The organism is Acinetobacter lwoffii (assembly GCF_029024105.1).
Taxonomy (GTDB): domain Bacteria; phylum Pseudomonadota; class Gammaproteobacteria; order Pseudomonadales; family Moraxellaceae; genus Acinetobacter; species Acinetobacter lwoffii.
In genome coordinates this window covers 1,163,472-1,177,818 of record NZ_CP118963.1, presented here as the reverse complement: position 1 = coordinate 1,177,818, position 14,347 = coordinate 1,163,472, and the positions used below count along the sequence as shown (strand labels likewise).

The following is a 14,347-nucleotide window of genomic DNA, read 5'->3' as shown; positions in this document are numbered from 1 at the left end:
CAGCCCGGCATTTGCGCTTATCCAGCCTGTACAATTCATGAGCTAAAATTAAAATGGCGCCATGCTACGGTAAGCGACATAAACCTGTTTGTCCTGACGAACCAGATCGCTGCTAAACTGGCGCTTACGCTCACTTAAAACCACTTCGATTCGGGCTTTAAAATAATTGGATTGCACCCCAAGCAGACTGTTAAACAAATTACGCCTGTCCGCATCGACCTGAGCGAAAGGCTCCAGTGACCACAGATCAGTCACATTGGAAAAGTGCTCCAAATTGGCCTGACGCTGATCCAGCAATTGCTGCACTGCATTCACATCCAGCTTTTCATCCATACTAGCCAAAAGAAAAGCTGAAGCGGTATTAATATTGACCAGGCTCTCCTGCACCGGTGCAGTACTCAGATAAGGTGCTATCAGCTTATATTTATTCTCTTCAAAACCGCGTACCAGCTTTAACTCTTCTACGCTATGAAATTTTGCATTCGGTGGCAAAGCAGCATTGGGCAAGCCCTGATAATAGTTAGATTCGGCGCCCATCCCCCCACTGACCAGCTCGTCTGCATCCTGCCAGTCAATGACTGCTTCACTGAGCTGTTCCGGCAAACTGGCACGTTTTAGAATCAGCTCGAACCATGCTTTGGCATTTTCATTGACTGCGCCTTCGGCAGTAATCAGGCTATTTAAATTAAACTTGCCTGATTCATCCTGTATTATTCCGGAGACATAACCGTCATCTACCGGAAAAGCTGGCATGGGCTGCGCCCAGGTTTCCTGCAGATGGTCGACCTCTGCGGCATTTTCAGCATCATCGACCAGCAATTCAGAAAAAAAGGCCTCAGCACTTTTGGCATACATTAAGGACTGGTTTTGTCGCATCAAATAGGCAGTGCTTTCAGCAGTTGCAGCCTGATGCTGGGCAATCGTGGCAGCCAAAATAGTCGCTAGCGCTACCATCACCAGAATGGTAATCAGTGCAATGCCCTGCTGCTGCTTGATCATGATCGCTTTATTCATTTTCATTTCTTATTATTCTGAGCTGGGTTGACCGGTGTTCTGAGTATCAAGCAAAAAGTCCGTATTCAATAAACTGAACATCCATTCATAACTTACACCATTCACGGTTAAATTGATTTTAATCCCTTTAGGCAAACGCTGTTTATGCTCTAACTGATTCAGATCAGCAGAAGCATCCGGCCATTGCGTGAGTTCATTCGGATTAAGTACGATGATCTGAAATTGTTCCACTTCCGACAATAAAACACTGGATTCGGGCTGATCTTGACCTGCCTGATTTAGATTCCGGTATTTCAAGCGATAAAGTTTCTGCTCATCGGCCCGATACTGATATTCAATGCGTTCATCTGGCGAAATACCCTCCTCCAGAGGATCAGTCACGCCAGTTTTACTAAAATTAAAACGGCCATTTTGCAAAACCAGAGCCGGTTGAATATCACCATTAATATTGGCCGTTAAAGGGACTGCCTGTACCGTATCCCGTAAAATTTGCTGATAGGTTTCCTGTAGCTGACCTAGACGCTGTTCATGTACTGCATTTTGATCTTTGGTTTTGACAATATAATCAAAAACTTTCCAGCCCAAAGCAGACAGCACTGCAAAGATCGCAATCGCAACCAATAATTCGACCAGGGTAAATCCTTTAGGCTTCATGGCGTATTGTTCATGCGATGATTAAAGAACATTAAACTGCTGATCCCGGATGTAACCTGGCCGGTATCCGGATTCACCAGACTGACCTGTAGTTCAATACGCTGCACATTGGGACTGATCGTCGGTTCACTGCGCTTGTCAATTTGCCAGGTTTCGCCTTGCTGGGTCAGCTGTTTGGAGGCCGTACCATCCATCCATTGCTGATTGATTTCCATTTGAGCCACTTCGTTCAGGGCAATAAACTGTGCTTTGGTGCGCAGAATGGCATTCGAGGTTGACTGGGTATATTGCATTGCAACTTTGGTCAGCGTCATGGCTGCGGTAGCGAAAATTGCCAGTGCAACCATAACTTCCAATAAGGTAAAACCTGAGGCACGATTAAGTCGAGTAACACTCGACCTGAGCGACATTGTCGCGCAAGAAAGTCCGATAGCAGCGCAAGACGAAGTCCTATGCTTGCAGCACACATGATCAAATCCATGAACACTCGCCTTAAACAACTTGATTACACCAGACCCAGCGCTCTGCTTGAAATATCTAGATTTCATTGATTTTACCCAGATGATCCACCTCAATCGCAGAGCCGACTTCGCGATCTTCTAAAAAGAACTGAATCCGTACCGGCTTGACCTCACCATTCCCCAGCCAGATCAATTGAGGAGAATTCGCCTGCGTCAGATCACGATTTTGCGCACGGGCATAACGCTGTTGTTCTAGCCCCTGAATCCGAAAAGACACATGATCCGGCAGCTTACGTAATTTAAACTCTGTATAATTCTGCCATTTTTCATTTTGCAGGTTCTGTTTAGTCTGCGCTGCTGAACGATATTCTACAATCCCATAACGAAATGGCGAGACATCGGTCGCGGGTTGCAGATCAAGCGCCAGTATTCTGGACTGGTCATTCGCCTCACGCATGACCCGCTGCAAGTCTAATAACAAAATCTCGCGTGCCTGCATGGCCTTACGCTGATCGACACCACTGGTATTCAGCAATACCAGTGAGGCCATGATTCCCATAATCACAATCACCACCATCAATTCGATGAGGGTAAAGCCACGAACTGCGCTGTGAGATGATCTGATCATACTAAGCTCTAACCTTAGGCAAACTGCTCGGCAGAATGCACCTGCTTTGGCAAAGCCAGTGCTTGATCGATATAGGCCACGCGCAAGGTATCGCGTGAACCCAGATAACGCTGATAAAAACTGGAATTGAGAATTGCAGCGGCGCCATGGGTCAGTGACCAGATCGACGCCAGATAGTCACGCACCGACATGCGGCTATGAATTGAAACCAGATAACTTTCCGTCATGCGGATGATCAGGCGTAAACGCTGTTTGCGTACCTGATACAGTTCACTGAATAGATGCTGAATTCCCACGCCAGTCGTCGACAGACGTTCTTCAATCTGATGGAACAGCACCGTACGTTCCGGATGATGTAAATGGTGCAACATAAAGAAGGCCAGATGTTCAGGAAAAGCTTTATCACTATCCTGAATCATTTCCAGCAACATGCGCTCATTACGGATAATCAGCAACATATACAGTTCATCTTTACTCTGAAAATGTTTATAGAGTGTCCCTTTGGCCAGATCAAGTTCAGCAGCAAGCGCATCTAGCGTCATTCCTGCTTCACCATTTTCCAACAGGAGCTGCTCTGCGACTTGAAAAATCAAGGTTTCTCTTGCTCGAAACTGAGCCTGACGATCCATCTTCACCCTATAAACTCTCTTGTACTTTATATAACTTTATTTACTTTAAATTTAGAAGATTTTCAAAGTTCTGCTTTGTGATAGAAGCCATTTCTTCTAGCGACTTATCATATACATCACAAAGCGCTTTGGCTACATAAGGAACGTATTTAGGCTCATTAGATTTGCCACGATACGGCATTGGCGCAAGATAAGGACTATCGGTTTCAATCAGCACACGATCCAGCGGAACCTGTTTGGCGACATCACGCAGATCCTGCGCATTTTTAAAGGAAACAATGCCGGAAAATGACACATAATAGCCGCAGTCCAGTACCGCTTTGGCGGTTTCCCAGTCTTCGGTAAAACAATGCAAAATCCCGTGAGTCGATTTTTCCGCGCGGATAATATCAACGGTATCATGCTTGGCGGAACGGGTATGAACAACTACAGGTTTTTTGGTGATTTGTGACGCATGAATATGCCGGGCGAAACAGGCCTTTTGCTCTGCAATAAAATCGGTACTGTGATAATAATCAAGACCCGTTTCACCGAGCGCCCAGACTTTCTCCGGTTGCGCCAGTTCGACCAGATATTCAGTCGTGGCACGCGCCATGGTTGCAGCATCTTCGCAAGGATGTACGCCAACGGTATATCCGACATCTGCATGACGCGCGGCAATTTTGGCCAGCTCGATATGATCATCCAGATCGACCGAGATACTCATGAATTTGGAAACACCGGCTTCACGAGCCTGAGCCAATGCCTGATCCAGATCACCATGATATGGTGTCAAATCAAGCAGGGTTAAATGACAATGAGTATCTACAAACACGATGCGTTCCTACCAAGGGTAAATTAACTACATAGTGTAACTTTTACGTCCTTCAGATTTAAGACCTGCAACCAGACGATCTGCTTCATTTTTAAAATAAACGCCTTTTTCACCGCTTAACTGGATGCCAAAGCCTTGTGGCTTGATGCCATTCTGCTTTTGCGAGACCCAGATGACTTTACCGGTTAAAGGAATTTTCTGGGTCTGGTCAGGCAAAGTCGTCAATACAAAAACCTCTTCGCCCAGTTTGACCGGCTGCTTGGAAGGAATAAAAAGCCCACCACCCACAACATAAGGCATATAGCTGGCAAACAGTGTTTCAATGTCAGGAATAGTAGCCTGAATAATACCGCCCATACGTGGTTGCATGTGATTTCCCCTTAATTAAAGATTCATCAGCTTGATAAACAGTTCATCGATGACCAGATTGCTTTGGACATTCTGCTCGAGATATTGCTTGGCGCGCTGAAAATCTTCATAAATTTTAAAAAGTGCTTCTAATGAATATTGTTCGGCAAGCACATTCAACTCAAGATCAATGTTTTTCACCGTCTGATTTAGCATGACACAAATTAAATCGGACAACAAGTATTCAAACATTTGAGCAAATTCACCAAAACTCAGGCTTTTATTCCATTTGGTCGCAATTGCCAGTGGCATATTTTTTTGAATGACCAGTTTTTGCCAGTCTTGCAGGAATTCCTGACGCAGTGGCAGCCAGGCACTTTGTGCAACCTCTAATGCCTGTAACGGCATCTGATTAGACAGGTTCATCAATAACTGTTGCTGGCTAGCGCCTGCATCTGGGAGCTGATTCTGGACATAATCGCTAAATTGTTCTGCGGAAATCCGGTCCAAAGCAAAATGCTGCAAACGACTGCGTATAGTCGCGGGCAATTTTAAATAATGATTCGCCAGTAAAATAATGACCGTATTATCACCGGGTTCTTCCAGTGTTTTGAGTAAGGCATTGGCAGAGGCAATATTCAAGGCTTCTGCCGGCTCAATCACAATCACGCGCCAGCCATCTACAGTCTGTTGCACAAAAGGCAGCAGATCGCGAATCTTCTCGATCTTGATTTTGGCATTCTGTTTTTTATTGTCGTCATCGGTACTGATATGCACATAGTTGGGATGGGTGTCTGCCTTTAACCATTGACAGCTACTGCATTCACCACATGGCCCGGCAGGCTGACGATTCAGGCATAACACCCAAGCCAGAAACTGTTGGGTAAACGCTTCTTTACCACAGCCTTTTTTTCCATAAAACAATAAACCATGTCCAAGCTTGGGAAAGCGCCCGGTCAGGGTTTCCCAAACCTGTTGCTGCCATGGATAGATATGTGCATTGACATCAAAAGGCATGTATTTGACTCTTCTTAGGCAAAATGGGAAAGATCCATCTGATTCAGGCGATCCAGATCTTCCTGGGTATCCACCCCTGGCGGCAAATTGGCTTCAGCCACCGCAATGGCAATACGGTGTCCATTTTCCAGTACCCGTAACTGCTCTAGAGATTCCAGTTTCTCCAGCACACCCATTTCCCAGGTCACATATTCTTGCAACAGTTTTACCCGATAGGCATATAGGCCTAAATGACGATAGGCCTGATCATGCAGTTTTGGTTCAGTCAGTTTCGCACCATCACGGTCATAAGGAATGGTAGCACGGCTAAAATACAGTGCTTGCTGGTGTTTTGACATGACAACTTTTACAATGCTGTCACGTTTGAATTCATCCAGTTGATGGATCGGCTCACATAGCGTCGACATGGAAGATTCAGGCTGATCTTCCAAGAGTTGAGCAACCTGTTTTACCAGTTGCGCCGGCAGTAAAGGTTCATCCCCCTGTACATTGACAATAATGTCCTCACTGGCCCAGCCTTTGATTCGAGCCACTTCACTCAAGCGGTCTGTGCCTGAAGGATGATCCGCTGAGGTAATCACCACATCAATGCCTTCAGCACGGCAAACGGCTGCAATACGCTCATCATCAGTTGCCACACACAGATCGTCAAAACCTTGCACTTTCTTGGCTTGGTCCACTACCCGCAGAATCATGGGACGACCATGAATTTCCAGCAAAGGTTTACCCGGTAAACGTGAACTGGCGAAACGTGCAGGAATAACAATGTGTTTCATAATGAATGAGCCTTAAGAAATTTGAATACCGTATTGTTGTAACTGTTGCTGCAAGACTGTATAGCAGGCTGGCGATAGGACTGCATCGACTGGCACCACCCAGATATCCTGTTTAAAATCTGGATATTGTTTAAGTAGCGCCATAATTTTTATTGCGTCTTTTTCAGTGGTAATAATCGGATTGTTATCATCGAACTGTAAATCTTCAATGTCATAGTCATGATGGTCTGGAAACTCATGACACTGAAATTGTTCTATGCCTAAATTTTGCAAGGTCTGATAAAACCGCTGTGGAAAGCCAATGCCGACTACCGCATAAAAAGCCGCTTGAGGATCAAAGATTTTATTGTTGTCCTGATTAAGCAAATAAGGCTGTGATGCAGCCAGATGCATATGCAGTTCAGAGCTTGGGTTAGCCGAATGCTCAATTACGGTTCCCGTTTTCAAACGGGTCACTGGTTCACGTAGATAACCTTCTGGAAGCAGTTTCTGATTACCCAGACCGCGATTATTATCCAGCACAATCCACTCAATCTGGCGATTCAAGGCCCAATGCTGCAGGCCATCATCACAGATAATCAGATCCAGTTCATGTTTGTGCAGCAATAACTCGATACTTTTCTGCCGGTTGGGACCAACTGCCATCGGCACGCCTGTTGCCTGTACAATCAAGGCAGGCTCATCTCCGACAATCTCCGGCAAGGTATTAAAGTCGACATAGGCAGGAAATGGACCTTGGCCGCCATAGCCTCGACTGATCACGCCTACTCGAACATTTTTCTCGGTTAAATAATCCACCAGATGAATCAACAAAGGTGTTTTACCGCTACCACCGACTGTGATGTTACCAATTACCATAACGGGAATTGGTGCACTATAACTTTTTTTAATGCCTTTTTGATAAAGCCAGTGATTGCTGACAAAACCCAGGCGATACAACCATGACAAAGGACGCAGCACCACCAGCCACTTTGCCTGTGCATTCCAAGCATCCTGAATGATTTGTGCCAGTGCCATAAGTTACTGTTCCTCAAAGTTACGCTGATGCAACTGATAATAAGCACCATGTAGCGCAATCAGTTTGGCATGACTGCCCTGCTCAACAATACGGCCCTGATCCATCACAACAATACGATCCGCGTTTTCAATCGTCGATAGACGATGTGCAATTACGATGGTGGTACGGTCCTGCATGGCTTTATCAAAGGCACGCTGAATAAAGTATTCCGACTCGTTATCCAGCGCACTGGTCGCTTCATCCAGAATCAGAATAGAGGCATTTTTCAAAATTGCTCGCGCGATGGCGATGCGCTGACGCTGGCCACCAGACAGGTTTAAACCCTGAGCACCCAGCTGAGTATTATAACCTTGCGGTAGTGCCATAATAAAATCATGCGCATAGGCTGCCTTTGCTGCCGCGATAATATCTTCATCGGAAGCACCTTCGAGCTGACCATAAGCAATATTTTCCCGCACGGTACGATTAAACAGTACTACTTGCTGGTTCACCATAGCAATCTGGGTTCGCAAGGCGGTAATTTCAAAATCTTCAATCGGTTTCTGATCCAGCAAGATCTGCCCAGAAGTTGCATCCTGATAACGCACCAGCAGATTCACCAGAGAACTTTTTCCTGCACCAGAACGTCCTACCAGCGCTACTGTTTCACCGGCCTTGACCTGCAAATTAAAGTCATGAATAGCATGATGGCCATCATCATAAATCAAGTTGACATCTTTAAACTCGATATCGCCTTTCAGGCTATCCGTTAAAGTCCCGGTATTTTTTTCTTCAGGCATATCCAGCAATTCAAATACCGAATGAGCCGCAGCCATACCACGTTGAATTTTTTCATTGATATCCGTCAAGGCTTTGATTGGTCTTGCCAGCATACCCGCCGCAGTAATATAAGCAACAAATTCACCGGCAGAGGTGTCACCCAAGATTTGTGGGCGCAAGGCAATAAACATCACGATACTCAGTGAAATGGACATGATCAACTGAACGACAGGACTATTCAACTGTTGCACAGCGACCATTTTCAAGCCACGACGCAAGTTTTCAAGCGAGTTCTGTTTAAAGCGTTCCTGCTCAGAACTTTGCCCGCCAAAACCCTTGACGATCAGGTTGGCATTCACCGTTTCCTGCACTACATGGTTCACATCACCCATGGTGTCTTGTACTTGTTGCGATAATTTACGCATCCGTCTTGCAGCTTTACTGATAATAAAACCTATGACGGGTGCAAAAATCAGGATACACATGGTCAGACGCCAGTTGGTATACAACAGGTAGCCTAATAATGCCAGGGTGATCAAACCTTGTTGCAACAAGGTTCTTAGGGCTTCAGTTGAAGCAGCGGTTAGCTGTTCAACGTTATACATGATTTTGGCAGTAATATGCCCGCTGGTATTGTCCAGATAATACTGGGAAGGTAAACGCAGCAATTTTGCAAAAACTTCCTGACGGATATTGAATACCAGATTCCGGGAAATTACCGCAGTAAAATATCCACCCATGAACAAACCCAAGCCCCGGAAGAACATGAGTATGACCACTAAAAACGGGAAAAGTGATGTGAAACTCTGGTCTTTATTTTGAATCGCCTCAATAATATATTCCAGTAATTTAGCGACAGAAACTTCCGTAGCCGCATTAATAGAAAAACCCAACAGGACAAGCAATGCAATGCCCCAAAACGGTTTTAAATAACTTAAAAGGCGAAGATAGACCTTAAAATCGTGCTTCACTAATAACCTCGGGTGGGTACTTTGGTACTGATATTAATATTTACAAATCCGAGCTGCCCGGCCACGTCCATGACACGAATCACGTCCTGATGGCTGGCTTTTGCGTCAGCTGCAATGACAAACATTAAATCACGGCGTTCATTAGAAATCTGTTTAATTGCAGTATTTAAATCCGCGACTTCCTTACTGGCCAAGGATTGACCATTGACTGCGTAATGACCATTGGCATCCACAATCACTTCGACTTTTTGATCATAGCTTTTAGGCGGTACACCCTGCGCATCAGGCAAGGTCAGATTCATTCGGCTCATTTGGCTAAAAGTCGTCGATAACAGCAAAAAGACCAGAATAAACAGCAGACAATCAATCATCGGTGTCAGATTAATATGTACATCTTCCACCTGGTTGCGTTTGAATTTCATCATCCGCCTCCTAGCTGGCTTTTTGCATGTCTTGGTCTATGTCTGCATGATTGCGATAAAAAAGATCCGCATGAAACAAAGTCGCTTGCTGTTCAAGTTCAGCCACATATTCCTGAACCAGACGCTGAAAATAACGGTGCGCAAACAGTGCAGGAATTGCAATCAACATACCGGCTGCCGTGGTAATTAAAGCCTTGGAAATACCCGGCATCATCAATACCGGATCACTCCCGGTACCTACATCGATCATCAGGAAAGATTCAATAATCCCAAGTACAGTTCCCAATAAACCGAGTAAAGGCGCAACTGCGCTCAAAGTTCCCAGAAAATTAATGTTTTTTTCCAGATAACCAATTTCCTGTGATGCCACCACTTCCATCTGTGCGCGAGCATACTGCTCACCTTGCTGCTTGCTGGCATAGCCTGCAGTAAATACCCGACCCAAAGTGCTTTGCTTTAAGGCCGCACTTTGATTCATTTTTTGCATGACTTGTGCTGTATTTTGCGAAGGCCCCATCAACAGTGTCAACGGAAGTACTGCATTCTTTTTCAGGCGAATCAGACGCTCGATCGAAATCGCCAGCATAAAGATAGAACACAAGACCAGGGGCAGCATGAGCCAACCACCTGCTTTAACCAATTCCCACATCTAATTTATTCCCCAATAAAAAAAATATATAAATTATTCATCTTCTAAAATAGAAAGAATGCCATCAAGTTCTTCTAAAGAGTGATAGCTAATAACCAGTTTCCCTTTACCTTGCTTGTTATAGTCAATTTTAACATCTGCACTGAAACGCTCTGAAAGGCGCTGGGTCAATTGCTGAATATCTGGTGCTACCGCTTCTTTTACTTTTTCTTGTTTAGGTGTATTGAAATCACGGACTAACTGCTCGGTTTGACGCACAGACAGACTTTTTTCAATTACGATATCTGCAACTTTGAGCTGATCTTTAGCTTTTAAGGTTAAGATCGCACGTGCATGCCCCATATCCAGCAAACCTTGTTGCATAAAGTCTTTCACTTCTTCAGCCAAGCTGAGCAAACGAAGCAGGTTACTCACTGTCGTACGCGCTTTACCAACGGTATCTGCAATCTCCTGATGGCTTAAACCAAATTCTTCATGGAAACGCTGTAAGGCCAGCGCCTGATCAATCGGATTCAGATCTTGACGCTGAATGTTTTCAATCAGCGCCAGTGCAATGGCAACCTGATCATTCAGATCCCGTACAATCGCAGGAATTTCGGTTAAACCCGCTAACTGTGCCGCACGCCAGCGACGCTCACCTGCAATAATTTCATACGGATAGCGCTCATCGTCAACCGGTCGGATCACGATTGGCTGCATGATGCCATGCTTTTCAATCGATGCCGCCAGTTCTTGCAAATCCTGCTCGTTAATATAACGGCGTGGCTGGTATTCACCGCGCTTGAGCAAGTTTACATCGATCTGTTTTAGCTGACCATGATCAATGCCTTGGGCTTCCATCTGTAATTTTTCTTTTTGAATTGATCCCAGCAAGGCATCCAAGCCACGACCTTTGGCGAGTCCACGTTTCTTGACGGTCATGCTTTACTTCCTTTTTTCACTTTGCTTTTCTTTAATACTTCAGCTGCCAGATTTAAGTAAGCAACCGCACCCTTTGAACTTTTTTCAAAATAAATCACTGGCAAACCGTGCGCCGGCGCTTCAGCCAGACGGATATTTCGTGGAATCACGGTTTCATACAGTTTTTTACCAAAATATTGTTCTAATTCTTCAGATACGTCACGGGTCAAGGCATTGCGTGCATCGTACATGGTGCGTAATACACCAACTATTTGCAGATCTGGATTCAAGGCCTGTTGAATTCGGTCGATGGTTTGGGTTAAATCAGCCAGACCTTCCAGTGCATAGTATTCACATTGCATTGGAATCAGCACACCATCCACTGCAGCCAAAGCATTGACAGTAATCAGGCTTAAACTTGGTGCACAGTCGACAATGATATAGTCGAACGAACCTTCAATTTCCTGCAATGCATCACGCAAAATGAACTCGCGCCCTTCCTGCTCTGCAATCGCAAGCTCAACCCCAGCCAGATCACGGTTTGCCCCAAGAACCTTGTAGCCGACTTCTGCTTTAGAGATCGCCGTTTCAATCGGTACTTCACCCAGCAGTACATCGGTAACCGAATAAAGCAGGTCATTCTTCTGAATGCCAGACCCCATGGTCGCATTGCCTTGCGAATCCATATCGACCAGCAAAACACGTTTTTTTAACACAGCTAAAGATGCCGCCAAATTTACTGCGGTTGTGGTTTTACCGACACCACCTTTTTGATTTGCAATCGCAATAATTTGTGCCATGTTGCCCCCAATCCCTTTAAAAATCTTAAATACGTTTTAATAGAAGTAAATGACGCTGTTCGTCTAAGCGCGGAACTTTAAGTTCAATAATCTCACAACTAAATTCATTTTTTAAAGTAGCAACTTCATCTTCAGGAATTAAGCCTTTCATTGAGGCAATAATTGTTTGCTCATGCATATACGGCTTAGAAGCATCAACAAAGTCCGTTAATGATGCAAAAGCACGACTGGTAATCACATCAAATTGACCCAGTTCATTAATGCTGTCTTCATTTTCTACGCGGGTTTGTACCGCAATGACATTTTTGAGTTTCAAGTCAGCAATAAACTGCTTGAGGAAACGAATTTTTTTACCGTTAGAATCCAGTAACACACATTCACGCTCAGGCTGACATAAAGCAATGATCATGCCCGGCATACCACCACCTGTGCCGATATCCAGTAATCGACCCGCTGGAAGATCTTTCAGAATGCTCAGACTATCGAGCAGATGCTTGACCAGCATTTCCTTAGGATCACGGATTGCAGTCAAATTGTATGCTTTGTTCCACAACACCAAAGCATCCTGATACTTGAGTAATAAATTTAAAGCTTCATCAGATAGCTCTAAACCCAAAGCCTGGCTACCCTGCTTTAGTTCTTGAAAAAACATGTGCATAAACAATCTACGCTCGAAAAAGTTAGGTGGAAGTATACCGTTTTCTCTATATTGGCACAGTAGGCAGTGCTTAGCGAATATTCACTTAAGCAAACTTCCCTTCACGGATCGCCGTATCCAGTGCCGCTAAACGCTCCGGGGTTCCCACATCAACCCAAATGCCTGCCAATTTAGAAGCGGCAACCTGCTGATTCTGCATTGCCGCTTTTAGCAATGGCGCTAAAGGACGCTTGCCAGTCTCTAAGCCTTGGAACATCTTTGGATCAAGCACGGATACACCACTAAAAGTCAGGTTTTCACCTTCGACTTGCTGATCAAAGGTATAAGCTTTACCTTCTGCAAGCGTGAAATCACCCTCTGGGTGTTGTTCAGGGTTCTGCACAAGTACGAGATGCGCCAAATTATCCTTTAGATCAATATCCAGTAAAGGTGCAAAATCCATCGTGGTCCAGACATCACCATTTAACAGAATAAAAGGTTCATCACCGAGTAGCGGCAAGGCATTAATGATTCCACCAGCGGTTTCCAGACCTTCACCCTCATGTGACCAAAGGATGTTAATGCCAAATCGTGAACCATCGCCCAAAGCTTCTGCGAGTTTTTCACCGAGCCAAGCCGTATTGATGACAATTTCAGTAACACCGATCGCAGCCAGTTTCTCTATATGCCAGACGATAAGTGGCTTGCCACCGACTTCAAGCAAGGGTTTCGGGGTATGCAGCGTTAGCGGCCGCATACGATTACCGAGTCCTGCGGCCAAAATCATCGCTTTCATTCAGGCAGCCACCTCATATGAGCCATATTTAGCTTCAAATGCAGGCATCACTCTGTCACGCATAAACTGCATGAATGGCTCTAGTTCTGCATAAGCCTTAGATTCTTCAAGCAGATACCACATCACACGTGGTAAGTCCTTGAGATAACCTGACTTGCCATCACGTTCAAACAGACGCACAAAAATACCTAAAATCTTGATATGACGCTGAATCGCCATCATGTCGGCGTCTTTTTTAAACTGTTCAAAGTCACGCTCTTCTTTAGCAGATGCTGGCAACAAGTCATAAAAGTTTTTGAACCAGCGATACACACGATCGGCATTCCACTGTACATAGGCATCACGGGTAATCGAGATCAAGTCATAAGTATCCGCACCAATCACAGCATCCTGAAAATCAATCACACCGAGTTCGGTTTCATTGTCGATTTTAATCAAGTTACGACTATGGAAATCCCGATGCACGATCACCTGTGGCTGTGCCAATGCGGCATTCGCCAAAATCGCAAAAGTGCGTTTGATCAAGGCGCTTTCTGATTCAGTCAGTTGAACCTTTAACGCTGGTAACATCCAGTCAGTCAGCAATTCCATTTCCGAGATCAGTTTTTCATAAGAATATGCCGGGAAATGCCCTTCTCCAGCAATCGATTGTAGTTGAATGAGCTGCTTAAAGCTTTGCTCATAATAGGCATCTACAGTCTCGTCATTCAGCAGATTCGACAGCAGCACATCACCAAAGTCTTCGAGCAGTAAAAAGCCATTTTCCAGGTCTTTTGCCACGATATGCGGAACACGCACGCCATGTGCATCAAAAAACTCATCTATCGTCACAAAAGGCACACAATCTTCTTTTTCTGGTGGTGCATCCATCAGCATAAATGTTTTATTATTCAGTTTGATTCGTGCATAACGACGGAAGCTGGCATCACCTGCTAAAAAATGAGTTTCAAATTGATCTGAACCGAGTACAGAGGCAATCCAAGATTGTATCAATTGTTCGCGTTGTGTATTCATTTGCAATTAATTCTAATACAGGCTGAGTTTTTAAAGTGCT

18 protein-coding genes are annotated in these 14,347 nt (G+C 44.8%); all 18 read right to left on the bottom strand.

The window, feature by feature from the left end:
* Nucleotides 1-48: 48 nt before the first annotated feature.
* Nucleotides 49-1,020 (bottom strand): type II secretion system minor pseudopilin GspK, encoded by a 972-nt coding sequence (gene gspK / locus PYW33_RS05620; protein WP_004645461.1) that lies wholly within the window; start codon nt 1,018-1,020, stop codon nt 49-51.
* A 6-nt stretch (nt 1,021-1,026) separates the two neighbouring features.
* Complete coding sequence (gene gspJ / locus PYW33_RS05615) at nt 1,027-1,668, bottom strand: type II secretion system minor pseudopilin GspJ (protein ID WP_004645462.1); 642 nt, start codon at nt 1,666-1,668, stop codon at nt 1,027-1,029.
* Nucleotides 1,665-2,216: a type II secretion system minor pseudopilin GspI gene (gene gspI / locus PYW33_RS05610; RefSeq protein ID WP_370940780.1), complete on the bottom strand. Its 552-nt coding sequence runs from the start codon at nt 2,214-2,216 to the stop codon at nt 1,665-1,667. The genes gspJ and gspI overlap by 4 nt, the downstream gene beginning before the upstream one ends.
* The gene (locus PYW33_RS05605) at nt 2,206-2,757 is read right to left on the bottom strand and encodes a type II secretion system protein (protein WP_004645465.1); all 552 of its coding nucleotides are present in this window, start codon (nt 2,755-2,757) and stop codon (nt 2,206-2,208) included. The genes gspI and PYW33_RS05605 overlap by 11 nt, the downstream gene beginning before the upstream one ends.
* Before the next feature lie 14 nt (nt 2,758-2,771).
* The gene (locus PYW33_RS05600) at nt 2,772-3,386 is read right to left on the bottom strand and encodes a TetR/AcrR family transcriptional regulator (RefSeq protein WP_004645466.1); all 615 of its coding nucleotides are present in this window, start codon (nt 3,384-3,386) and stop codon (nt 2,772-2,774) included.
* A gap of 40 nt (nt 3,387-3,426) precedes the next feature.
* The gene (locus PYW33_RS05595) at nt 3,427-4,200 is read right to left on the bottom strand and encodes a TatD family hydrolase (protein WP_004645467.1); all 774 of its coding nucleotides are present in this window, start codon (nt 4,198-4,200) and stop codon (nt 3,427-3,429) included.
* 27 nt (nt 4,201-4,227) lie between these two features.
* Nucleotides 4,228-4,569 (bottom strand): PilZ domain-containing protein, encoded by a 342-nt coding sequence (locus PYW33_RS05590; RefSeq protein WP_004645468.1) that lies wholly within the window; start codon nt 4,567-4,569, stop codon nt 4,228-4,230.
* 15 nt (nt 4,570-4,584) lie between these two features.
* Nucleotides 4,585-5,565, bottom strand: coding sequence for a DNA polymerase III subunit delta' C-terminal domain-containing protein (locus PYW33_RS05585; RefSeq protein ID WP_004645469.1), 981 nt, complete (start codon nt 5,563-5,565; stop codon nt 4,585-4,587).
* Nucleotides 5,566-5,579: 14 nt separating this feature from the next.
* The gene (gene kdsB / locus PYW33_RS05580) at nt 5,580-6,341 is read right to left on the bottom strand and encodes a 3-deoxy-manno-octulosonate cytidylyltransferase (RefSeq protein WP_004645470.1); all 762 of its coding nucleotides are present in this window, start codon (nt 6,339-6,341) and stop codon (nt 5,580-5,582) included.
* A gap of 12 nt (nt 6,342-6,353) precedes the next feature.
* A complete protein-coding gene (gene lpxK, locus PYW33_RS05575; RefSeq protein ID WP_004645471.1) occupies nt 6,354-7,358 on the bottom strand; it encodes a tetraacyldisaccharide 4'-kinase in 1,005 nt (334 codons plus the stop codon).
* 3 nt (nt 7,359-7,361) lie between these two features.
* Nucleotides 7,362-9,089 (bottom strand): lipid A export permease/ATP-binding protein MsbA, encoded by a 1,728-nt coding sequence (gene msbA, locus PYW33_RS05570; protein WP_004645473.1) that lies wholly within the window; start codon nt 9,087-9,089, stop codon nt 7,362-7,364.
* On the bottom strand, nt 9,089-9,511 hold the full coding sequence (locus PYW33_RS05565) for an ExbD/TolR family protein (RefSeq protein ID WP_004278885.1): 423 nt from the start codon (nt 9,509-9,511) through the stop codon (nt 9,089-9,091). Before PYW33_RS05565 ends, msbA begins: the two co-directional genes overlap by 1 nt.
* A gap of 10 nt (nt 9,512-9,521) precedes the next feature.
* A complete protein-coding gene (locus PYW33_RS05560) occupies nt 9,522-10,160 on the bottom strand; it encodes a MotA/TolQ/ExbB proton channel family protein (protein WP_004645474.1) in 639 nt (212 codons plus the stop codon).
* Nucleotides 10,161-10,193: 33 nt separating this feature from the next.
* Complete coding sequence (locus PYW33_RS05555) at nt 10,194-11,081, bottom strand: ParB/RepB/Spo0J family partition protein (RefSeq protein ID WP_004645475.1); 888 nt, start codon at nt 11,079-11,081, stop codon at nt 10,194-10,196.
* Nucleotides 11,078-11,860 carry a ParA family protein gene (locus PYW33_RS05550; protein WP_004645476.1) on the bottom strand — a complete coding sequence of 261 codons (783 nt, stop codon included), beginning with the start codon at nt 11,858-11,860 and terminating at the stop codon, nt 11,078-11,080. The genes PYW33_RS05555 and PYW33_RS05550 overlap by 4 nt, the downstream gene beginning before the upstream one ends.
* A gap of 25 nt (nt 11,861-11,885) precedes the next feature.
* A complete protein-coding gene (gene rsmG / locus PYW33_RS05545) occupies nt 11,886-12,518 on the bottom strand; it encodes a 16S rRNA (guanine(527)-N(7))-methyltransferase RsmG (RefSeq protein ID WP_004645477.1) in 633 nt (210 codons plus the stop codon).
* A gap of 85 nt (nt 12,519-12,603) precedes the next feature.
* Nucleotides 12,604-13,293, bottom strand: a complete 690-nt coding sequence (gene murU, locus PYW33_RS05540; protein WP_004645478.1) for an N-acetylmuramate alpha-1-phosphate uridylyltransferase MurU — start codon at nt 13,291-13,293, stop codon at nt 12,604-12,606.
* Nucleotides 13,294-14,307 (bottom strand): aminoglycoside phosphotransferase family protein, encoded by a 1,014-nt coding sequence (locus PYW33_RS05535; RefSeq protein WP_004645479.1) that lies wholly within the window; start codon nt 14,305-14,307, stop codon nt 13,294-13,296.
* Between the last annotated feature and the right edge of the window lie 40 nt (nt 14,308-14,347).